Origin of the sequence: Microseira wollei NIES-4236 (assembly GCF_020521235.1) — a bacterium.
Taxonomy (GTDB): Bacteria; Cyanobacteriota; Cyanobacteriia; order Cyanobacteriales; family Aerosakkonemataceae; genus Microseira; species Microseira wollei.
The window spans coordinates 1-23164 of sequence record NZ_BLAY01000047.1 but is presented as its reverse complement, the minus strand read 5'-3'; the positions used below and the strand labels follow the sequence as shown (position 1 = coordinate 23164).

Here is a 23164-nt window from a genome sequence, read left to right as displayed (position 1 = left end):
ACTTTTATATCGTTTCCGGTTACATCGGAATTACGACCTGTAGAGCCAATTACCAATTACCAATTATATCATGTCAGGTAGCAACGGTTGTGTAACTGATAATAGCTAATGGCTAATGGCTGCTCTCACGCAATTGACAATTAGCAATTAGCAATTAGCAATTAGCCATCGATACACTACCGATCTCTCGCGGACATGATATTACCCATTACCCAGAATCTATCTGCAATTAAAAAGGTTCGTCATCTGGTTCTTCCAATTCAAATTCCCCTGTCGCCTCTGAATATTGGGGTTTAAAGTCGGCGGCGGGGGTAGTTGTTGTGGAAACTGGGTCGAGTAATTCTAAGTCATCGGTTAGTTTAACGACTTTTCCTTTGAAGAATTCGACGAGTTTTTGGGCGGCGATCGCTACTTCATCAATCTCCGAATCTTCAGTTGATTCTGCAACTTGAATCGCCGATGAGGGCAGTGAATTTTCCTCTTCTGGGACGACTGATTTGGGGAGTGGAGAAGGATTGCTAACAGCGGGCGAAGTTGCTTTATACCAAGTGGCGTTTTCCTCTTTGTCTTCCTTGTCTGCTATCTTTAAATCGGTATTAGCCAAGGGTTGTATTTCCTTTGGCGTTGCTAATTCACTTTGGTCAAATTGTTTGGTAGTGCTAGTGGGTATAGTATCCGGCGGGAAATTTTCTTTTGGATGCGATCGCGTTTCAGATTTGCCAACAGTCCTAGAATGAGAAGAACCGCCGACTTCTAATTTTACCTTCACCTTACGGTTAAGAAGTTTAAAAAAAGCCGCTTCTATATTGGATAACTTTTGCTGAGCAAGTTTAAATAACGGCTCGGTGCTAACCTTAATATACGCTACATTTTCATCACAGTTTAACAAGTGGCAGTGCTGACTTACTAGCGCTTTAGTAGCGGGTTGCAAGTTTTCAATCACTTGTCGCCAAATTTCATCGAGTTCGGTCGGCGGGGCAGTAAATTCACTAGGTTCGGCGTTTGTTTGTGGTGCGTTGATTTCCCTATCTTGGATTGTAGGTTTTGGAGTTTCTTGTTGTACGGGTGGTGGAGAAAGTTCTGCTGCTTTTTCCTGTTGATAAGTTGGTTTCTGCTGGGTCTGAGATTGCTGTTGTCTGCCAATATTGTGAGAAACTCTATCAACAGTTTGCTCCTGAGAAGGCGAAACTGTAACCTGACTGTTAATTGCTGATGGCAATAATCCCAGCAGCGTTACTTCTAACCACAAGCGTGGCTGAGTAGTATTTTTGATCTGAACTTCACTATCTTTGAGGTGTTTTTGTCCGGCTAAAATGTAAGGAATCTCCCACTTTTGGGAAAACTGGCACAACTGATTCCAAGTTGGTTCGGTACAGGCGACTAAATCCGAGCGATTGGGTGCGGTTTTGGCGATGAGTAAATCCCGGTAGAATCCAGCTAAGTTTTGCAGGACGATTAAAGGTTCTCTTCCCCTATCCATTAAGCGGCGGGTAATATCGATAACTTCTACAGATTTATCATCTGCGATCGCATATAAAAGCGCCATCAAATCCCGTTCCGGTACTGCGCCTACTAAGTCCCAAACGCCATCTACCGTTACTTGACCTGGTAATAGACTGAGTTGGTCGAGTAAGCTTTCGGCGTCTCGCAGTCCTCCCTGGGCGACTTGTGCCACTAGGGTTAGCGCTTCGGGGGCGATATCGATGTTTTCTTTCGCGGCAATATTCCCTAAGTGTTTGACCATTGATTGTAAGGGAATTCGGCGAAAATCAAACCGCTGACAGCGAGAAATAATCGTTGGTAATACTCGTTGTGGGTCGGTAGTAGCTAAGACAAATACAACTTGTTTTGGTGGTTCTTCTAATGTTTTTAATAAGCAGTTGAACGCCGCTTGGCTGAGCATATGAACTTCGTCGATCAAATATACTTTGTATCGACATTGAACCGGGGCAAATTGGGCTTTTTCGATTAAATCTCTGATGTTATCGACCCCTGTATTGCTGGCGGCGTCGATTTCAATTACATCGAGGGCGGAACCATTGGCAAGTTCGATCCCGCGACAGACAGAGCATACCCCGCAAGGTAGTTCTGTGGGAACTTCGCTGTTGAGACAGTTGAGAGACTTGGCTAAAATGCGGGCGCTGGAGGTTTTACCCGTGCCTCTGGGGCCGGTAAACAGGTAAGCTGGAGCAATGCGTCTGGAGAGGATGGCGTTGGTGAGGGTAGTTGCGATTGCTTCTTGACCCACCAAATCCCCAAACCTCTGGGGACGATACTTATGATGTAACGGTTCGTATGGCATGGGGACTCAGGTGAACTACTCCACCCCATGGCGGATGGGGTTTCCCAATTCAACGGGGATAGCTTCCAACAAAACCGAAATTTTGCCAGTCCGACTTACATCCCCTCCCAGGGCAGTATCGCTAGTTCCTAACGACAATATTCCCAGGGCTTCATCTAACACCTCCCAGGAGACACCCGCTAAACGCTTCGCGTTGTAGCGACGTGAGCAATGGGAGGTTAATTGCCATCCGGTCAATCCCGGTGGCAATTAACAGTTTCACAGATTTGATGGTAAAATGTGAGATATGGAAAAAGCCTACCGCTACCGTTTTTACCCAACTGTCGAGCAAGAATCTCTCTTGCGGCGAACAATTGGTTGTGTGCGGTTGGTGTTTAACCGAGCCTTGGCAGCGAGAACCGAGGCTTGGTATGAGAGGCAAGAACGAGTAGATTAGGTTCAAACCTCTGCTATGTTGACGCAGTGGAAAAAACAAGATGACCTCCAGTTTTTGAATCAGGTTAGTTGTGTGCCATTGCAGCAAGGCTTGAGGCATCTGCAAACTGCATTCACTAACTTCTTTGCGGGTAGGGCAAAATATCCCAACTTCAAAAAGAAGCGTAGCGGTGGTAGTGCAGAATTTACCAAGTCTGCTTTTAGGTGCAAGGATGGACAGGTCTACCTGGCAAAGTGTCAAGAACCATTGCCAATTAAATGGTCTAGACAACTTCCCACCGGATGTGAACCTACAACCATTACGGTTAGGCTTGACCCTTCTGGACGATGGTTTGTCAGCTTGCGGATTAACGATCCCAGAGATGAAAAACTGCAACCAGTTGATAGTGTTGTGGGATTGGATGTGGGAATTAGTAACCTTGTCACCCTGAGTACAGGCGAAAAAATTGCTAACCCCAAGGTGTTTGACAAGCACTATCAAAAGCTGAAAAGAGCGCAAAAGGCTTTGAGTCGCAAACGCCTTGGCTCTCGTAATAGAGATAAAGCAAGACTCAAAGTTGCTCGCATTCAAGCGTCTATTTCTGATGCAAGAATTGACCATCTGCACAAACTGACAACTCGACTGGTACGTGAAAACCAAACGATAGTGGTCGAGGATTTGGCAGTTAAGAACATGGTCAAGAATCCGCAACTTGCCCGCGCCATCAGTGATCCTGGATGGGGCGAGTTGGTGAGACAACTGGAGTACAAAGCCAAGTGGTATGGTCGAACCTTGGTAAAAATTGATCGTTGGTTTCCTAGCTCTAAACGCTGTGGGAACTGCGGACATATTGTTGATAAACTGCCGTTGAATATCAGACAGTGGGATTGCCCTCAATGTGGGACGCACCACGACAGAGACATCAACGCCAGTCGCAATATTTTGGCGGTGGGACACACCGTTGCAGTCTGTGGAGCGAGTGTAAGACCTGATAGGCATAAGTCTAAAGGGCAACTGGGAAAAACCGGAAACGGAAGGAAACAGAAATCCAAGTCGTGAGTCTTGGGAATCTCCCGCTACATCCGCAAGGATTAGCGCGAGAGGATGTCAAGGGCGGTAGAACAATGCTTACAAGTCCAACTTCTAACATCGAGGGGTAAACTACCCACTTTGTTTAGACAGACACTACAAGTATTATAAGATGGGAAAACCCTATCAATTTCAATGTATATTTTACCCTCTGATTGCGCCTTGTATTTGAGCATTGTGGTAAACATTCCCCAGCCTACATCGCTAATCGTTTTAGCAAAATTGTGGTTTTTGACCATGGCTTTGCTCTGCAGATTTTCTACAGCAATCACTTGGTTTTCGTTGACTATCCTGCGAGATAGTTTGTGGAGAAAGTCTTCACGGCATCTAGCGATTTTAGAGCGTACGGCCACTTTAATCTGGCCTTGGCTCTATTTTTACTTCCCTTTTGTTTACGGGATAAGCGTTGTTGAAGACGCTTGAGATTCCTTTGGTGCTTGGCAAAATAACGAGGATTACCAAATTTGGAACCTTCGCTTGTAATCGCCAAAAAATTGGTTAATCCTACGTCAATCCCAATCGCCTTACCCTCCCTTGTCTTTGGTAACTCTTTTGAGTCATCCACTAAGACGGAGACATAATGTTTACCATCTGGATTTTTAGAGACAGTAACTGTTTTTATTTTCCCTGAAAAGTCCCGATGACGACGGCAATACACTAAACCAATCTTTGGCAGCTTGATGTAATCACCGTCAAAGGAAACATTCTGGGGATAACTAAGAGACTGCCGACCGTGCTTTGATTTGAAGTTAGGTAATTCCGACCGCTTGTCGAAGAAGTTTTTGTAGCCAGTGGATAGGTCGAGAGCCACAACCTGTAAGCATTGAGAATAAGCATCTGTTAGCCAAGGATATTCTTTTTTGACACCGGGCAACAGTCCTTGAATATAACCTCGTGACAGTCCTTTTCCTGTAGCCTTATAGGTTGCTTGGCACAAAGAAAGGGCGTAATTCCAATACCAACGACAGCACCCAAAAGACTTTGCCAGAGATATTTGCTGGTCTTGAGCGGGGTAAATGCGGTATTTATACGCCTTGAGCATTTATCATCATCAGAAGTTGCTGATAACATAATATAGCGTAGATTCTGTGGATTCCCTATCCCTCAGGTTATTTTTTGGTCGCTATTCATCCCCGCCCTATAGACGGATGGGGAATTCCGCTCCATTTGTTAACGAGCCATTGTCTTTTGTGGAACCGCAACCAGGTTTGTTTTGTCACGCCAATTTATTACCACAAAATTATCCCAAAGTCAACTATCTATTTCAGTAGCTTGACCATCCGCTGAATCAAGACCACAATTTAAAATAACTATAAAATTATCGACTCCAGGTAAAAGAGGCAGACTTTATGAAATCGACAACTATTATCTGGTCTTTGGCAGCAGTAGTAACCGCGTTAGGCACTGTTGCCTATGCCCAACAGCAAGCCCCCATCCCATCCGGTTTAACATCAAATTCGCTTGTTTCTCAAGGGAGAAACTCGCAAATCAGCACTAATTCTGGAGCGGCAGAAACTGCATTGGCTGAACATTTGAAACAACGAGGCGCTAAAATGTACGGGGCTTACTGGTGTCCTTATTGTACTAGGCAGAAAGAATTATTTGGCAGACAAGCTTTTAGCCAAATTACTTATATCGAGTGCGATCCCAGAGGAGAAAATGGCAGACCCGATTTATGCCGCCAAGCGAATGTAGATGGGTTTCCTACTTGGGAAATTAACGGGCAGCAGTACAAGGGAATGCAGACTTTAAATCAACTGGCAGATATATCTGGTTATAAAGGTTCTCGCAATTTTAGAAGTCAATAAATAGCGCTGGCTAATGGCTAATTGCTAATTGGATGAAGAATATAGCATTTTTCCTGATTGAGCCATTAGCAATTAGCCAACCGTTGTTTTGAGATAACTATCAACTTGAGTTAAGCAGAAACAAGGCAAGGGAAAAATCTGTTTCAGGAGTGCAATAGCGGGTAGGGACACGGCAAGCGAAAACTTTGGAAAGAGCGGGCAAAGATAATTGATGCCGTGTCCCCACAGATTGTGGAAAAAAAACGATTTCGGCGCGGACGCATTAAAATTATGACGCTGGCTAAGTGGATATCTAAAAGTTTTGATAAACGCAATCTAACCAAACGATTGCTACCGGGATTGCTATTCGCCGGAACGATTTTACTAATTCTGGCTGTTAGTTGGATCGATTGGAGCGAAATATTCCAACCGCTGCAACACTTGGTTTTCCAACTGGAAATTAGCTATCACCAATGGTTAGGTAAAAACCCTGACAATAACTCGTACCTCCTACTTTTACTGGCGTTTGTGGGAGGTTTAATTGCCAGCATTTCGCCGTGCAAACTAGCTTTACTATCGGTGAATCTCAGCTACATCGGCACTCTGGATATTACCTCGCGTAAAGATGCCTTTGTCAAAGCTGGTTCATTTGTATTGGGCGTGGTGACGGTTCTCAGCTGTTTGGGTTTATTTTCTGCCTTAATCGGCGCGGCGCTGTTTTCATACCGGGGTTATGTAGAGCTAGCAGTGGGTTTGGTAATGTTGGTAATGGGATTGAACTTATTCGGGTGGCTCAATCTACCTTTACCCCAAATTAACCGGCAATTGCCTTCAAGCTTAGGCGCTTATAGTGTAGGATTAACATTTGCTTTGGTAAGTTCTCCCTGTAGCAGTCCGGTTTTATTTGCGGTTTTAACTGCTGCCGCTGCGACGGGGTCTGGGTTACAAAGTATGCTGACAATGGTTTGCTATGCTTTGGGCAACACGGCGGTGATTTTCCTGGCGAGTCTGTTTGCGGGGTTAGCCAAGCAAACCCGCATTTTGTTGCCATACTCGGAGCGAATTTTAGCCTTGGCTGGGGGGCTACTAATTCTGACTGGAGGATATTATCTGGTGAATGGGATTCGCTGGGTTGTTTCATCGATGTCAATATAAATTGCGATCGCCAACGGTAAAAATCGACAGTTTCTGCGGAAAAACCTCGATAAAATTTGGGATGAATGCGACCCTGGGATACAACAGATGATAGAGTCGGTGAGGCGATCGCTCTTAAAATGGTTTCGGCCTGCGGTTGAGGCGAAAAAATCGCCCCAACATCCGGAATTGAACCGGAAATCAAACAATCAACCCCTAACGCCACGGGAATACGAACATTTTTTCAGGCAAATCCTTGAAGGCGTCGAAGGCGGGTGGGGGCGAGTGCAGGTTTTAAGAGCGCTAGCGGCGCTTTCCCATCGCAGTCAGGAAGCCGACTGGGTGGCGTGGTTACGCGGTTATGGGGAACAATTACTCGCCTCGCCCGTGCCAAACCGCCAGATGGCAAGGCGGATGGTACAATTGGGCGAAATTGACTGCGGGGAATTATGCTCTGTTGCTGGGGATATTGGTAGGGAAATGCGCCAACGACTCGCAGAAACGTTCCCAGGCGCGGCGGAAGAAGAGACAACTAGCCCGATTCAACAAGTGGAAACATGGTTCCAGCAAGGAATAGAGCTATTTAATGCTGGGAATTATAGCGGTGCGATCGCATACTACGACCGTGCTTTAGGTATTCTACCCAGCGCGCCAGAAGTCTGGTACAACCGGGGGAATGCTTTTTTTCACTTAGAACGCTATCAAGATGCGATCGCTTGCTACGACAAAGCTTTAGAATTCAAACCAGACAAATCCGACGCTTGGAATAATCGGGGAAATGCCCTGTTTAAATTAGAACGGATGGAAGAAGCGATCGCAGCTTGGGATAAAACTGTGGAAATTTCACCCAATTATCACCAAGCTTGGTATAACCGAGGCGTGGTATTGGGATACATGGGATGTCTGCTGGAAGCGATCGAGAGTTACGATAAAGTTTTGGCAATTAAACCCGAAGATCATCAAGCTTGGTTTAACCGGGGTTTGGTGTTGGGGAATTTGGGGAGGTATGAGGAAGCGATCGCGTCTTGGGATAAAGCGTTGGAATATAAGAGCGATCGCTATGAAACTTGGTATAACCGAGGCATAGCGCTGAGTAATTTAGGACGGAATGAGGAAGCAGAAGCTAGTTTGAAACAAGCTGAAGCGCTGAAACCAACTTAGTAAAGCGGCGACTCTGGTGATGATGTGTAATATGGATTGCGGTTGTATCGAAATTACAGATGTTTTCAACACAGTTATTGTAGGGGCACGGCGGCAAAAAGCCTTCTCGTTAGCGACAAAGCTTATTGATGCCGTGCCCCTACAACTGTTGACGGATTGCTGTGAGAATCTTGGCATCGAAATCCGGATCGTTGACCGTTGTTATGACGGGGCGCTTTCGTTCTCGACGCCTTGCTAGATAGGCAACAAAAGCGGCTTGATCTTCTCGATGATTGAGAAAGTATCGCCTTAACTCTTGATCGGACATAATAGCCGTGTAGTCAATTTGGCTCATTACAGCACCTCCCCATCCGGGAGCGATTTCAAACTCGATTTCCTCTTCTTGCCCTGCTAAGATAAATAGATTCTGAGTGCGACCGTCAATGCAAATAAGCTGAATCGGTTGAAACATTAGATATGTCAACTGGTAGGCAATTCTGTACAAACACCTCAGTTGCGCGTCGGTAGGCATCAAACCTATGTTACGTGGAGAATATCTTTTCAGTATAACTCTGCGTTATCGCCCCAGGGATAGCCTCAACCCACCCACATGGGATTGAAACAACAGAATTTAAAACCTCGATCGCCAACCGTCGCACCCACATTTCTCTAAAATCAGAATGCAGTGTTACGCAAAGGGGTGATAAATGTTAAGGCGGATATGGAATGCGATCGCTAGTTGGTTTCGGCGCTGGTTGGGACAGAATACCCCAGAAAGAAGGCGGCGAAGAGCTTCCTTATCCTCTGCCACAGCAACACAGAGTCAGGCTAATCTACCTCCTTTGGCAGATGCAGATTACGAGTTTTTATTGATGCAGCTATTGGAAGGTGTGGCGCATGGTTGGCCTAAAGAAAGGGTTTCCAAGTTTCTGCTAGATTTACAAGGGCGCATTACCGACGAACAATGGACAAATTGGTTGCGTCGCTTTGGCGAAAGGTTGCTCGCATCTCCCGCACGCAATAACGAGTTGGCAAGTAGGATGGTGCGCTTAGGCGAACTCAGTACCACACCCTTGGCAAATACTGCCTATGAAATTGGGATGCAGTTGCTGCTGCGGCAAACCAGACCACCCGTAACCGTGCCCACCCCGCCGCCATCCCCACTTATACAAGCACCCATCGAGGAAGAAGGACCTTTAGAAGCTCAACCAGTTACCCTCGATCAGTTGTTCGATTTGTTACAGCAAGACCAAGGTTTAGTTGAGCAAATTGCTGCTCAACTGCAAATTGATGCCACAGATCCGCAAGCGATTATTCAGGAATTGATTAATAAATCGGTGGCGATCGATCAAACAGAACCGGATACGGCGGATGGCTGGTTTAATTTAGGGGTGCAGCAACAAACTGCCGGATCTCCGGAAGGTGCGATCGCATCTTACGACCGCTCTTTAGAACTAGATCCCCATGCGAGTGCGGTCTGGAGTAACCGAGGCGTCGCCCTAGCAGATTTGGGACGATATGAAGAAGCGATCGCCACTTTTGAGCGCGTGTTACAAATCGAACCCACCTCACACTGGGCTTGGAATAACCGGGGACAAGCTTTAGCGGAATTAGGACGCTTTGAAGATGCGATCGCCAGCTTTAACGAAGGATTAAAATACATCCAATCCACCACCCAACCCGAAGGTTGGGGTCAATTGCATCGCGCTAAAGGCAATGCTTACTACGATCAAGGGCGCTGGGCGCTTTACCCCCACGACTATTGGCGCAAAGCCATTTCCGAGTACGAACTTGCCCTCAATACTCTCACCCCATCGGCATCGCCCCTAGGACACTTACAAGTATTGCAAGACCTAATCCGAACTTATTTGAGTTTAGGTCAAATCGAAAAAGCACAAGAACTAGGACGCGGTTCCCAGTTGCTTGAACGTTTAATCGATCAAGAAGAACAATCGGGTATTCTTGGTCTCCCCGTACTGATTCAATCGATCGGCTTTCACCAGTTAATGGTAGATTTAGCCGTGCAATCCGGGCAATTAACCCAAGCCCTCGAACTGGCAGAAAAAGGCAAAAATGCCTGCTTTAACTGGTTTTTGGGTGATTGGAACGAGGATCTTCCTAGTCCTACCTGGAACGACCTACAACAACTGCTAAACCCTTCAACCGCAATTATTTATTGGCATCTCAGCCCCGCGGCGCTCACCGGATTCGTTATCACCCACGACACCCAACAACCCCTCGTCCCAAGCGCAGTCACACCCGCCAATGGGGAAGAACTGCCAATACCAGTGCAACGCTGGCGCGAATTCGATAATTGGGTCAAAGATTGGGATCAACAATATCAGGCAGACCGCCACCTGGAACCACAGCCAGAGGTCACCACCAGTAGGTGGCGCGGTAACTTAATCGAAAAATTGAATAATTTAGCGGTTATCCTGAATGTGGCGGATATATTATCACAAATACCGGCAAATGTCAAAAACTTAATTTTAATTCCTCACCGCGACCTGCACCGCTTGCCCCTCCATGCCCTGTTTGGGGATCGTTTCATCATTTCCTATCTGCCCAGCGCCCAAATCGGTTTAACCTTAAAACGACTTGGACAAATTTCCCCGCCGCCATCGGATCGGGAACGCCCGACAGCATTACTCAGTGTGGAATGTTTTCACCGGGAAGGGGTAGAAGCGTTACTTTATTCCCAAATTGAGGCGGCGGGTGTGACCCAGATGTTCCAGAACCCGATGCGGATAGATGATGCGATCGCTACTAAAGAACGGGTTGTCACGGCGCTTTCCTCGGGATACGGTATCTTTCACTACACGGGGAAGGCGAGCGATCGCCCCAAAACACCGAGTCAATCTGCCCTAGCTTTAACCAACCCAGACCAATTAACCCTGGAAGATATTAGCCGCCTTTACCTCAACAGCTACCAACTTGTTTACCTATCGGCTTGTGAAACCGGCGTAACTGGTAAGAGTGCGATACGCCTGACGGCACGCGGCGCGAACGCGACCGAATTCGTCGGTTTAGTCAGTGCTTTCCTCAGTCGTGGTGTAACTAATATAGTAAGTACTTTGTGGACGGTAGAAGCGATTTCCCGTGGCTTATTAACGATTGAATTCTACCGAAGGATTGGGGTAGGCATCGCCCCAGCAGCCGCCCTAAAACAAGCACAGCAATGGCTGCGCGCCCTCACCTACAGCGAACTCGCACAATGGTATCAAGACCTAGCCACCCAATTAGCTGACTACGCACCCAGTATCAGCGAATACCTCAGAACAGAAGCGAACGTCCTGCAAAGAGATACGGCTAAAATGAGTTCATCTCAACCTCCCTTTGCTCATCCGTACCACTGGGCTGCTTTTACCATTGCGGGCATATAATATTGCAGATTGCAGATTGCAGATGGCAGATTTAAATTTAATCTCACGGAAGTTGGTAAAAGGGGCATAACTAGGTTATCTTTCATGGTTGTAGGGGCGGGTTTAACGAAATATTTCGTGTTGCGGCAGAATGGGCAGGTATTACCCGCCCCTACTATACACTTGCGATGCAAGCGAAAATGATATGACTGAGCAACGTGATAGTGAAAAAAAAACTAAGCCGGTAAATGATATCTGGAAAAACCGCATTGCGGGTGTTTGGAACAACGCAATGACACGTTTGACGCAACTTTTACCCGTAGAACAAGTCGCACAAACGGTGGTTCAATGGTTTAGCGTCTCTGAAGAGCAAGTTGCAGAGATTTTAGAGACTGTGCGGGCAGAATTGCCAACTACGGAAGCGCTTTTAATTGGTAAACCTCAAGCGGGGAAAAGTTCAATTGTGCGGGGATTGACGGGAGTTTCCGCAGAAATTGTGGGGCAGGGTTTTCGTCCTCACACGCAACATACCGAACGCTATGCTTATCCTTCGAGTGACCTGCCGTTGCTGATTTTTACCGATACAGTTGGACTGGGAGATGTCAATCTTGATACTCAGGCAATTATTCAAGAACTGATAGGAGACTTGCAACAGAATAGTCGCGGTGCGAGAGTCCTGATTTTAACAGTTAAAATTAATGACTTCGCCACCGATACGCTGCGACAAATTGCCCAAAAATTGCGACAGAAATATCCAGATATACCCTGTTTGTTAGCAGTGACTTGCTTGCATGAAATTTATCCACACGGGACGGAAAATCATCCAGCTTATCCACCAGAATATGAGGAAGTGAAGCGAGCCTTTGCGGCGATAGAAGAAGCATTTAAAGGGTTGTATAATCGAGCCGTTTTAATCGACTTTACCTTAGAAGAAGACGGCTACACGCCCGTATTTTATGGCTTAGAAGCATTGCGAGATACTTTAGCAGATTTACTCCCCGCAGCCGAAGCAGGTGCGATTCATCAATTATTAGATAAAGAAACAGGGGAAAAAATTGGCAACCTGTACCGGGATGTGGGGCGGCGTTACGTATTAGCATTTAGCATCATGGCAGCTACCCTCGCCGCAGTTCCCTTGCCATTTGCCACAATGCCTGTACTGACTGCGTTGCAAGGCTCGATGGTAGGGGTACTGGGGACATTATACGGGCAGACGCTGACCCCCTCCCAAGCTGGGGCAATTGTGAGTGCAATCGGCGGTGGTTTTTTCGCCCAAGCAATTGGACGGGAATTAATCAAATTTATCCCCGGTTTTGGCAGCGTCATCGCCGCATCTTGGGCAGGTGCTTATACATGGTCGCTAGGGGAAGCTGCCTGCGTTTATTTTGGCGATTTAATGGGAGGAAAGAAACCCGATCCCAAGAAAATTCAATCTGTGATGCAACAATCATTTAAAGCAGCCCAAGAACGATTTAAGGGAATTAAACCGTGAGCAAGCTAGCTGTCTATTGGCCTATAATACTTATCAAAAGATGAACATTTTAAAACCGGGATTGAGTTATCGTGTTTAAACTATGGCAAAGGAAATTCGGTTGAGCGACCATGCCCTGTTCAAAATGGCTCTACTGAGTGAAAGGGGGATGATAATTGCTCAAGAATTTATTATTGAAACCATTCGTTTTCCCGATAGACAAGAACCGGGAGAAGGTGAGAAAATCACAGCACAAAAACAGCTTAATGAAAACTTGGTGCTACGGGTTGTCTATCGAGAATACGAGGCATTCATTCTTGTAATTACAATGTATCCAGCTAGGAGAAGCCGTTATGAAAAGAGTTAGGTACAGCAAAGATGTTGATGCGCTTCTGATTGAGCTATCGAATGATGCGATCGCTTATGCAGAAGATGAAGGGCAAGTCATTCTTCATTACTCAAACGATGAAAAGTTAGTGCTGATTGAAATTTTAGATTTCAAGCAGTTTATATCTGAAGAGCTTATTGCTGAACTTATCTCAACCTCTTGATTGTTGCCGCAAATGTTTTCACTGAGTCTGAAATATATTTTGTACCATTTTTTTATTAAGACTCCCAGCCACTTTATCCAAAGTTGCTATCTCCCCAGTATCTAATTGCCAACCTAATGCGCCTATATTCTGTTCCGCCTGTTCCACTGTTTTCGCTCCAGGGATGGGAATGGTTCCTTTACCAATGCACCAGTTAATTGCTACCTGGGATAGGGTTTTGTTCCTCGATTGAGCTATTTCTCCCAAACATGCTAAAAGCGGCTGAATTCCTGGCAATAGCTGCCTAAACAATAGAGAGCGAATCCCTTTTGGGAATGGCCCTTTTTCCGAGTATTTTCCGGTTAATAAGCCCAAGGCTAGCGGACTGTAGGCTATCAGTTTTATGCCCAATTCATCGCAAACTTCTTTCAGACCTAATTCGGTAACGGGATAAGTAGACAATAGCGAGTATTGAACTTGCAAGCTAGCGATGGGAACGCCTCGTTCGGAAAATCTTTTATGCACCCATTTCAGCCGTTTAGGGCCATAATTTGATAAGCCGACTCCCTTAACTAAACCTTGCTCGTAAAGGTCAGCAAGACCATCTAAAAGCGCTGCTTCTTGCCAAGGTGCATAATTGGCTGTAGACCAATGCATTTGCACTAAATCGACGTTTTTTCCCAGGCGTTGAGCAGAAGATTTACCAGCGGATACCATTGACTTGCGGGTTAATCTCCAGGGATACGCAGCTAGCTTGGTGGCAATGCAAATATTTTCTTTGTTTGCACCTTGATATTCCCTAGAAAATTGTCCCAATAGTTGCTCGCTGCGCCCATTTAATCGCCCGGTTCCGTAAGAATCACCTGTATCAAATAAGGTGACGCCGTTGCTGACACAAAGGTTAAAAACCGCTTGCAACTGGTTATCCATGCTTTCATCGTATCCCCAGAGCAGTCGGTTTCCCCATGCCCAAGTGCCGCATCCCATTGTGGGGAAAGTGAGTTTTTGGCTAGTGTGCATCATGACAAGAATCTAATTTTTGCTTAATCTATTTTTATACAGAATAGAAATCATACCTTTTATTTATGGTACTTTTGCACCCAATTTCAGATTTCATCGACTGGGATTGTGCAGTCAGTGACTTATCTCCCACCTATTGGTATGAAGGGTTGTGTCCTCAAACTGGCGAGTTGCTGAGACTACCCCGCACTCGTTTGGTAGAAAAGATCGCTTATAGTTTAATGCAATACCTTGCCACCGATGACCGCTATTCCCGCGAGGGCAAGATGTATGGCGTATTGCTGGTGGAACGGTCTTCTGGCGAACAAGGGATACTCAAAGCCTTCTCCGGGTTGCTAAATGCTTCCAGCGTCGTTGAAGGCTGGGTACCGCCGATTCCAGGACGGGAACAAGTTGCCCTAGATGAAGCCCGCACTTTGACCGAATTAGAAGCTATTAAACAGGAACTCATTACCCTTAAGCAACTTCCACAACGACAGCAGTATGAAACCCTATCTCGCGAGTTTGAATTGCGCTTGCAAGCACTCAGCTTGCGCCATAAAAATTGCAAGCAGCAACGACAGGAAAAACGTCAGATATGCTGCGAAACACTAACTGGAGAAGCGCTTAAAGTTGCCCTCGAACAACTCGATGAAGAAAGTCGCCAAGATGGAATTGAGCGACGAATACTCAAACGCCAACGGGATGAAGCATTGCAACCACTAAAGCAATTAATCGCAGCAGCAGATGGACGGATGTGCGAATTGAAACAACAACGGAAACAACTTTCCCGCCAACTCCAGGCGCAGATGCACGCAGCTTACACTATGATGAATTTTTTAGGGAACTCGCGATCGCTTCAACAATTAATGCCAGGAGGTTTGCCAACTGGAACGGGTGACTGTTGCGCCCCAAAATTGCTCCACTATGCTGCAACGCAGAATCTAAAACCATTGGCAATGGCAGAGTTTTGGTGGGGTTCTTCCTGTGCTAATGGTGACAAAATTCAGGGGGAATTCTACGGTGCTTGTGCAGATCGCTGTCAGCCATTGATGGGGTTTCTGCTGTCAGGATTGTCTCAAAATTATATTGTCTCGCAATCAACAACCCGCCAGGAAATAAATTTGACATCTTGCACCATTTTCCATCATGGGGAGGCAGATCCTCCCACACCTCATTCCCAGGCTGAGCCTGGGAATTATATTGTCTCGCAACCACCAGCCGGCCAGGAAATAAATTTGACATCTTGCACCATTTTCAATCATGGGGAGGCAGATCCTCCCACACCTCATTCCCAGGCTGAGCCTGGGAACGAGAATCTAGAGGCTCTGCCTCTAGTTCCTCCCACACCTCGTTCCCAGGCTGAGCCTGGGAACGAGAACCTAGAGGCAGAGCCTCTAGTTGCTGGTCGATTCAAACAAACTAATCAGCCTCAATTTCAGTCGGTTTTAACCGACTTCAGCTATCAGCCAGTCTCTCAATCACCAACCCGCCAGGAAATAAATTTCCACAGCTATAGCAAAAGTCGGTTAAAACCGACTAATGATACTAAATTTCAGTCTGGTTTAACCGAATTGAGCTATCAGCCAGGGAATAAATTCCCTGGCGGAACTGGCGGAACTGGCGGAACTGAGCAAATGCTACCCATTCTTTATGAAGATGAATGGTTAATTGTCATCAACAAACCCCCTGGGTTACTATCAGTTCCCGGTCGTTATTTTGAAAATCAAGACAGCGTTCTCAGTCGCTTGCGTAATTTGTTACCGGATGGCAATTCGCTTACTGCCGTGCATCGGTTGGATCGAGAAACTTCTGGTATTCTTCTACTAGCTCGCGATTTACAAACTTATCGCCAACTTAGCCAGCAATTTCAACAACGGCAGGTTAGCAAAGTTTATGAAGCGGTGCTTTCGGGTATTGTAACGGCTGACCGAGGTGCGATCGCACTGCCACTGTGGGGAAATCCGGAAAATCGCCCCTACCAGCAAGTCGATTGGCAGTATGGAAAACCCAGCGTGACTCGCTTTCAGGTGATGGCGAGAGAGGGAAATTGCACTCGCGTTGAGTTTATGCCGTTGACAGGGCGCACTCATCAGTTGAGAGTTCATGCGGCGGATGCGAGAGGACTTGGGATGCCCATTTTGGGAGATAGACTTTATGGATGCCGTGCTGTTGCTAATCGGTTACATCTGCACGCCAGGGAACTTTGCTTCCAGCATCCGCAATCGGGAAAGATGGTTCAGCTGCAAGACTTCGCGCCATTTTGAGCATATTATCAGGACTTACGCCAAGAAACCCGGTTTCTAGGATCGCCCTTGCGTAAGTCCTGATTATATCAATTAATATACACAATATTAAATGAAAATAAAGAGTTAATAAGAATTGTATTGTTTGAGAATTTACACCTCTGCGCGTTCATATACTGATCCGTGTATCCTATTCGTTTGCACATTGAACGAGGAGGCCCCAAATGGTTCACACATATGAAGTATTGGTCGATATTAAAGAATGCACTGAACCAAAGACCAATGCTTTTCGCTGCGGGACAACAAGGTATGAAATCGATGCAGAATCCAAAGCTAAAGCCGACGGCATGGCGCGAGTCCAAGCCAGAAACGAACATCCACTAGGGATTGAATACGACGTTCGCGTCACAAGATTACTGAAATAAAACAAACACCGGATGGAACGGTAGAAATCGTTACCGTGACGATTTATCCCATCACAATTGTTGAGCAGTATTGAAAATTCTGAATATCTGCTCAACAGCTTTTTTGTATGGGTGTACGACGAGGTTCTGGGTAAGTGCTTCAAGACTTACGCAAACACCAAAGTTTCTCTGAAAAGAGAGCCACGCAGAAACAAAGGTGATAGGACCAGAAACCGGGTTTCTCGGAAAAGAGAGCGACGCAGAAACAAAGGTGATAGGATTGCCGCTTAAATGCCTCTTAATGCCTTGAATTACTATCATCAACATCCCAACGCCTTCCCAATTGCTTACCTCAACGATTTGCGCGGAGAAATTCTGGCATGTCCTTATCTTGCCATCAACAACCTCAACCGCGACTTTATTGGCACTAAAGGGTTTTCCGTAGTGTTTCAACGTTCGGAAATTGGGGAAGTAGAAAGGCGATTTCCCTTCTTCAAACCCTATTTAGACCAAGCACTACAACCCACCTGCAATGCGTTCTACCTCAATCCGCTGCTACTCCAGGAAGGTTCCCGCGTCGATCCGCATATCGATCGCTCTTTAAGGTCTTACTGTAAAACAGTAGAACCTCCCCTAGTGGTCAGCGTGCTTTACGTGCAAGTTCCACCGAATTTAGAAGGGGGAGAATTGGTGCTGCGCTGTCAGAAAAAGTATATCGGACAGATTAAGCCAGAGGTGAACAAACTGCTGTATTTTCAAGGCGATCTGACCCATTCTGTCAATGCGGTTAAAACCAGCGGCACTCGTCTCAGTTTGGTTTGCGAACAATACAGCTTGAGGGATACTGAACTGCAAGATATTCCAGCATTTACAGTAGAGTCTAGAGCGGTGAAAGCAAAACGGAAATAGGTAATATCAAATCTATTTGCATAATTGCTAATTGCTAATTGCTAATTGACCTTACGCGCAGTAAGTAGGTACAAGTAAATAAAGTGAAAATAGTTATGCAAGTGTGGGGCGGGCGGGACGACCCACCCACAAAAAACTGGAATTTTTGTGGGGGGGGCGCCGCCCCCGCCTCTTGTTCAATTTAGTTTTACTTACCTACTTAATACCGATGCAAACGGAAACTATATTATATCCGTCCGGGGCGGGTTGAACGAAATCTTTCTTGGTTCCACAGAATGGTTGGTAAAACCCGCCCCTACAGCATCAAACAGTTCCAGAATGCCTGCTTCCAATCAGTTGCCAATAAGCGATCGCATTTAGACGGTTGCGAACAATTTACGTAATGTTACAGAGATTTCACGAAAACTTTGCCAGAACTTCATCCTAATTTTACGGTTTATGCCGGATGATTAGGGGAAAGCTAAATTCACAAAGCTGCATCTTTGTGGTTAAGCACAGGGTGAAGGAGGAAGTTTTATGAGATCGCTGTTTCTGACGAATACAATCAAACCACTTTCAAAAATGGTGGCGATCGCTTTGTCACTGGGTTGGCTAACAGCAGGAGCTGTGGAAGCTGCTAGCTTTACCTTTAGCAAGATTGTAGATACCAATACCCCGATTCCTGGGGGCGGTGGCAATTTTACTTTCTTGAACACACCTGTAATAGATAACGGTATCGTAGTATTTTCCGGTGAACGTGGTAACCAAGGACGTGTTGAACAGCGAGGAATTTATACCTATGCTGGAGGAATGCTGCAAACAGTCGTAGATACCAACACGCCTGTTCCTTTCAGCGATGTCAACTTTATTGGCTTAGATTTAGGTCTTGCTATAGACAAAGGAAATATAGTCTTTGGTGGCTCAGGAAATAAACCAAATCCATTAGGCGGTACCGATGTCTACGGAATTTACACAGTAATTGGGGGAGTGCTGGATCGAGTAATAGACCAATCTACCATTCTTCCAGGCGACAACAGTAACTTTACAACGTTTGGCGGTGGTTTGTCTATTAAAGGCAATAACGTAGCGTTTTATGGGGGTTCAAGTTTTGAAAATGTAGCGCTCTTCACAAATGCAGGGGGAACCCTACAACGGGTAGTAGACAGTTCCACTCCTCTTCCTGAAGTGACCAGCAACCTTGATTCTTTGAGCAATGCCGATGTGGTGTTTGCCTCTAGCACTTCTGTTGATGGCACCATAAATAATTGGCGCTCAGGGATCTACACTTACACCGGGGGCGTTATCAAGAAAATTGTAGACCCTGCTACTATCATGCTTGGTGGCAGAACTGATTTAAACTTTAGCGCAGGGCAACCTCTAGTTGACAACGACGATATAGCATTTTCTGTCGTTAGCTACAGTAATCAACCATCAACGGCGATTTACACTATTGTTGATGGAAAAGTCAGTTTAATAGCTGATACCAATACTCCTGTTCCTGGTGGTATTGGCAATTTCTTCAATTTAGCTGGCTTAAATGTAGGCAGTTTTAATTTCGGTGGCCTTTCCTTAGACCAGGGTAGCGTTGCCTTTGTAGGTGGCGATCTTGTGGGTTTCAGAGAATTTCCTGGCCCTATTTGTTCTCCGCGTCAGTTTTGTCCTGGCCCGATTCGATTTCCAGAGATTCGCAATGGAATATACACGACTCTTGGCGGCAGCTTGACCAGAGTTATCGCAGAAGGCGAACAGTTGGATGGCAAGGTAATTGCCCCTTATTATCTAGGGGTGAGTCGTCAAATGTTAAGTGGCAACTCGCTTGTCTTTTCTGTCCGCTTTACCGATGGTTCCTCTGGCATCTACCAGGCTGATTTCGTACCGCATCCCCCCAAGTCTGTACCAGAACCAGCGTCGGTATTAGGGTTGCTACCTGCTGTAGGGGCGTTGTTACTTCGGCGACGCAAGGAAGGGAAGAAAGCCGTTGTTTAGAGCGAAAGCGATTGTAACTTTTGATCAAGATGCGATCGCAGGTCTTGTTTCAGAGAAACCGGGTTTCAATGCCTTGGGATGTAACTAGCAACTTGGGTTATCTAGCAGCATAATATTAAATTAAGGTTGAAATCCATTGGAGGTGGCGATGGTTCTCGTTCCCCACACGCCGATCGAGCAAGTCGATCCGCCCTTGTCGCCCAAAGAGACATTGCCAACGATGTACGATCTACCCAGCGAAGATCCGGAGGAACCTGGTTTGCCTGATGAATTTCATGACCTCCAACCTCAATTGTTGAGCCGAACGCTGCGATTAACCAAATACTCTCGCGAAAATTGCTTCACTGCGTCTGACCTCAACCTCTACTACGATGTCAAGCATCCCCTATGGCATAAACGTCCCGATTGGTTTTTGGTAGTTAATGTCCCGCGTTTATACGAGGGTACAGATCTGCGCCGCAGTTATGTGAGTTGGCAGGAAGGACAGCATCCCTATGTGGTGGTAGAATTCTTGTCCCCCGGAACTGAAAGCGAAGATCTGGGACGGTTTTACAATGAATCATCAAATAAAGCAGATGATGTCGATAGGGTAGAGGAGATAGAAACGACGCGACTGACACGTCAAAATCCACCGAGTAAGTTTGAGGTTTATGAGGAGTATTTGCGGATTCCTCACTACATCATTTACAGTCGCTATACCCAACAATTACGACATTTCAAATTGGATGGCGGACGCTATCTTGAACAGTCGCAAAATTCAAATAATCCTCGCATTTGGTTGGCGGATTTAGAGATTGGATTGGGCATTTGGTCGGGGGTTTTTGAGGATGTTCCGAGTCATTGGTTGCGTTGGTGCGATCGCGAAGGAAATTGGCTTCTAACCGATACAGAACAAGCACAACTGGAGAAAGAACAAGCACAAGCTCAACTGCGTCAAGCTGCCCAAAATCTCCTGGCTACGGGGATGGAAGTTAGTCAGATTGCTGAGATATTGTGCTTATCGGCAGAGCAAGTGCAGGCTTTCTTTCAGAGAGAATAGAAATGCATTATACCTCTCTAAAAACTACGCTTAAAGGCGGGCATAATGCCCACCCCACAAGAGTTATTGGATAAGTCTATTGGCAAGTGGTAGAATATGCAACTAACTCACCCGTTCCGCCAATTCTAACCAACGTTCGGTAGCAGAATCAATTTCTTGACTCAATTGTGCTAAACGCTCTGATAACCTTTGCACTTCAGTAAAGCCACTGGGAGGATTGTTGTAGAGAATCTTCTCAATTTCCTCTTTTTCTGCTTCCATTTCGGGAATTTTAATTTCCAGCGCTTCGTATTCGCGCTTTTCATTAAAAGAAAGCTTTTTAGGCTTATCAGATTTTGAATTTTGGCTAGAGTTACGCGCCCCAGCGCTAGAAGATTTTGCCGTTTCAGATTTGGCGGGCGCTACCTTTTCTTGTTGCTCTTCTTCTGCTTTCTTGTAGTCTAAATAGACTGAATAATTGCCGGGATACTGACGTAAGTTTCCACCCGGTTCTAAGGCAAAAATCTTGTCTACAGTGCGGTCTAGAAAATAGCGATCGTGGGAGACTACAATAACACAGCCGTTAAAGTCTTCTAGATAATCTTCCAAAACCGCCAAGGTTTGCACATCTAGGTCATTGGTTGGTTCGTCCAAAATTAGCACGTTCGGCGCACTCATCAGCACCCGCAATAAAAATAGCCGTCGTTTTTCACCCCCAGAAATTTTGTTAATTGGGGCATATTGTTGATTGGGTGTAAACAGAAACCGCTCCAACATTTGGGAAGCTGTAATCACGCTGCCATCCGCCGTTTTGACTAATTCTGCCACATCTTTGAGGTATTCAATAACACGTTGGTTTTCGTTCATTAGCACATCTTCCGAGTGCTGATCGAAATAGCCAATGTGAATCGTAGAGCCAATTTCTACCGTACCGGAATCTGGCTGCACTCGTCCGGTAATAATATCCATCAGCGTGGATTTTCCCGCACCGTTGCTGCCAATAATCCCTATGCGATCTTCGGGGTTGAAATTGTAATTGAAATCTTTAATTAAAGTACGCCCGTTGTATCCCTTGCAAATATTCGTTAACTCAATAACCTTCTTGCCAATGCGACGACCAACGGTAGAAATATCGACCTTTCCCTGCACTTGTTTGAATTCCTGCGCTTGCATGTCGCGGATGCGGTCAATTCTGGCTTTTTGTTTCGTACTGCGAGCTTTTGGCCCGCGTTTGAGCCATTCTAATTCTCGTCGCAATACTCCTGCATGTTTGCGTTGAGTACTCGCAGCAGATTCCTCGGATTCTGCCTTTTTCTCCAAATAGTAAGCGTAGTTGCCAGAATAAGTATAAAGGTCGCCGCGATCGATTTCGATAATGCGATTTGTTACCCGATCCAAAAAATAGCGATCGTGGGTAATTAGTAACAACGCACCCCGGAAGCGATTCAAATAACTTTGCAACCATTCCACCGACAGTGCATCCAGGTGGTTGGTTGGTTCATCCATCAGTAACACATCGGGTTCTGATAGCAAAGCGGCAGCGATCGCAATTCGTTTGCGATACCCTCCTGATAAGTCGCCAATTTTGGCATCAAAATCTGCAATTCCCAACTTGCTCAAAACCACTTTGGCATTGGTTTCCAACTCCCACGCACCGACCGCTTCCATGCGATGTGACACGCTAGACAACTGTGCCATCAACTTTTCAGTATCGCCCTGTCCGTGCGCCAGTTTATCCGAAAGTTCCTCGTATTCCCGCACCAACGCCATTTTTTCGCCACTATCGGCAAAAATTTGCTCTAAAACCGTGCGATTGGGGTCTAAATCTGGCTGTTGGGGTAGGTAGACAATTTTAGCGCCGGAATTTACCCAAATATCGCCAGCGTCGATTGGCTCGAGTCCAGCTATCATTTTCAGCAAGGTGGATTTACCGGAACCATTGGTGCCAATTAGTCCAACTTTGTCGCCTTCATCGAGGCTAAAACTGGCATCTCTGAGGATTTCTTTGATGCCGAAGTCTTTTTTGAGCGATCGCAGCGTGAAAATAGTCATCAGTTAAAAGTCATCTACCTAACCTAGTCTAACGCTGCCTCGGTAGGGTGCGATCTGAACCCACGCGATTATAGCGGATCGCAGGCGGATGAGGTACACCTTCGTTTGTATAGCGGCAGCATTAATGCTGCCGCTATACAAACAAGCCAAAAGGCTGTACCTAGACGAGCTTGCAATCCGCTGTGAAGCTGTGGTTACCAACGTTGAAGCTGTGGTTACCAACGTTGAAGCTGTCGTTACCAACGTTGAAGCTGTCGTTACCAACGTTGAAGCTGTCGTTACCAACGTTGAAGCTGTCGTTACCAACGTTGAAGCTGTCGTTACCAACGTTGAAGCTGTCG

At 46.0% G+C, this 23164-nt stretch carries 18 protein-coding genes and 2 pseudogenes; 14 read left to right on the top strand and 6 right to left on the bottom strand.

The genetic code is table 11. The annotated features are described in order from the left end of the window. Positions 1-229 precede the first annotated feature (229 nt). Both MiSe_RS17005 and MiSe_RS17000 read right to left on the bottom strand, forming a co-directional pair. Positions 230-2302 (bottom strand): DNA polymerase III subunit gamma/tau, encoded by a 2073-nt coding sequence (locus MiSe_RS17005; protein WP_226582328.1) that lies wholly within the window; start codon positions 2300-2302, stop codon positions 230-232. A 15-nt stretch (positions 2303-2317) separates the two neighbouring features. Next, on the bottom strand, positions 2318-2551 hold the full coding sequence (locus MiSe_RS17000) for a hypothetical protein (RefSeq protein ID WP_226582325.1): 234 nt from the start codon (positions 2549-2551) through the stop codon (positions 2318-2320). Between the two features lie 37 nt (positions 2552-2588). Between MiSe_RS17000 and MiSe_RS16995 the strand changes: the two are divergent. Next, positions 2589-3776 (top strand): annotated as a pseudogene (locus tag MiSe_RS16995) (RNA-guided endonuclease InsQ/TnpB family protein). Positions 3777-3823: 47 nt separating this feature from the next. On the opposite strand, the pseudogene MiSe_RS16990 reads toward MiSe_RS16995, so the two are convergent. Next, positions 3824-4848 (bottom strand): annotated as a pseudogene (locus MiSe_RS16990) (RNA-guided endonuclease InsQ/TnpB family protein); the annotation flags it as partial. 307 nt (positions 4849-5155) lie between these two features. Here MiSe_RS16990 and MiSe_RS16985 point away from each other — a divergent pair. From MiSe_RS16985 to MiSe_RS16975, 3 genes are all read left to right on the top strand, one after another. After that, positions 5156-5614: a glutaredoxin family protein gene (locus tag MiSe_RS16985; protein WP_226582322.1), complete on the top strand. Its 459-nt coding sequence runs from the start codon at positions 5156-5158 to the stop codon at positions 5612-5614. A 216-nt stretch (positions 5615-5830) separates the two neighbouring features. Next, the gene (locus MiSe_RS16980; protein WP_226582319.1) at positions 5831-6748 is read left to right on the top strand and encodes a cytochrome c biogenesis CcdA family protein; all 918 of its coding nucleotides are present in this window, start codon (positions 5831-5833) and stop codon (positions 6746-6748) included. 87 nt (positions 6749-6835) lie between these two features. Then, a complete protein-coding gene (locus MiSe_RS16975) occupies positions 6836-7888 on the top strand; it encodes a tetratricopeptide repeat protein (RefSeq protein WP_226582317.1) in 1053 nt (350 codons plus the stop codon). 139 nt (positions 7889-8027) lie between these two features. Here MiSe_RS16975 and MiSe_RS16970 read toward each other — a convergent pair whose 3' ends face one another. After that, positions 8028-8399: a DUF6888 family protein gene (locus tag MiSe_RS16970; RefSeq protein ID WP_226582441.1), complete on the bottom strand. Its 372-nt coding sequence runs from the start codon at positions 8397-8399 to the stop codon at positions 8028-8030. A 175-nt stretch (positions 8400-8574) separates the two neighbouring features. Between MiSe_RS16970 and MiSe_RS16965 the strand changes: the two genes are divergently transcribed. The 4 genes from MiSe_RS16965 to MiSe_RS16950 all read left to right on the top strand — a co-directional run bounded on the left by MiSe_RS16965 (position 8575) and on the right by MiSe_RS16950 (position 13251). Further along, entirely contained in the window at positions 8575-11250 is a 2676-nt protein-coding gene (locus MiSe_RS16965) for a CHAT domain-containing protein (protein ID WP_226582314.1), read from the top strand. A 184-nt stretch (positions 11251-11434) separates the two neighbouring features. Beyond that, the gene (locus tag MiSe_RS16960; RefSeq protein ID WP_226582311.1) at positions 11435-12721 is read left to right on the top strand and encodes a GTPase family protein; all 1287 of its coding nucleotides are present in this window, start codon (positions 11435-11437) and stop codon (positions 12719-12721) included. 82 nt (positions 12722-12803) lie between these two features. After that, positions 12804-13067 carry a DUF4258 domain-containing protein gene (locus MiSe_RS16955; RefSeq protein WP_226582293.1) on the top strand — a complete coding sequence of 88 codons (264 nt, stop codon included), beginning with the start codon at positions 12804-12806 and terminating at the stop codon, positions 13065-13067. After that, positions 13054-13251: a DUF2283 domain-containing protein gene (locus MiSe_RS16950; protein WP_226582290.1), complete on the top strand. Its 198-nt coding sequence runs from the start codon at positions 13054-13056 to the stop codon at positions 13249-13251. The genes MiSe_RS16955 and MiSe_RS16950 overlap by 14 nt, the downstream gene beginning before the upstream one ends. Before the next feature lie 18 nt (positions 13252-13269). On the opposite strand, the gene MiSe_RS16945 is transcribed toward MiSe_RS16950, so the two are convergent. Continuing rightward, complete coding sequence (locus tag MiSe_RS16945) at positions 13270-14250, bottom strand: aldo/keto reductase (RefSeq protein WP_226582434.1); 981 nt, start codon at positions 14248-14250, stop codon at positions 13270-13272. Positions 14251-14315: 65 nt separating this feature from the next. Here MiSe_RS16945 and MiSe_RS16940 point away from each other — a divergent pair, with 65 nt between their 5' ends. The 5 genes from MiSe_RS16940 to MiSe_RS16920 all read left to right on the top strand — a co-directional run bounded on the left by MiSe_RS16940 (position 14316) and on the right by MiSe_RS16920 (position 20792). Continuing rightward, positions 14316-16496: an RluA family pseudouridine synthase gene (locus MiSe_RS16940; protein ID WP_226582288.1), complete on the top strand. Its 2181-nt coding sequence runs from the start codon at positions 14316-14318 to the stop codon at positions 16494-16496. A gap of 203 nt (positions 16497-16699) precedes the next feature. Continuing rightward, positions 16700-16900, top strand: coding sequence for a hypothetical protein (locus MiSe_RS16935; RefSeq protein WP_226582285.1), 201 nt, complete (start codon positions 16700-16702; stop codon positions 16898-16900). Between the two features lie 270 nt (positions 16901-17170). Beyond that, a complete protein-coding gene (locus MiSe_RS16930) occupies positions 17171-17788 on the top strand; it encodes a 2OG-Fe(II) oxygenase (RefSeq protein ID WP_444980511.1) in 618 nt (205 codons plus the stop codon). 516 nt (positions 17789-18304) lie between these two features. Then, the gene (locus MiSe_RS16925; RefSeq protein WP_226582280.1) at positions 18305-19753 is read left to right on the top strand and encodes a DUF7453 family protein; all 1449 of its coding nucleotides are present in this window, start codon (positions 18305-18307) and stop codon (positions 19751-19753) included. Between the two features lie 148 nt (positions 19754-19901). Beyond that, a complete protein-coding gene (locus tag MiSe_RS16920; protein ID WP_226582277.1) occupies positions 19902-20792 on the top strand; it encodes a Uma2 family endonuclease in 891 nt (296 codons plus the stop codon). A 102-nt stretch (positions 20793-20894) separates the two neighbouring features. On the opposite strand, the gene MiSe_RS16915 is transcribed toward MiSe_RS16920, so the two are convergent. Next, complete coding sequence (locus tag MiSe_RS16915) at positions 20895-22823, bottom strand: ABC-F family ATP-binding cassette domain-containing protein (RefSeq protein WP_226582274.1); 1929 nt, start codon at positions 22821-22823, stop codon at positions 20895-20897. Between the two features lie 88 nt (positions 22824-22911). Between MiSe_RS16915 and MiSe_RS16910 the strand changes: the two genes are divergently transcribed. After that, the coding region (locus tag MiSe_RS16910) for a hypothetical protein (RefSeq protein WP_226582272.1) at positions 22912-23164 on the top strand (253 nt) is incomplete at its 3' end.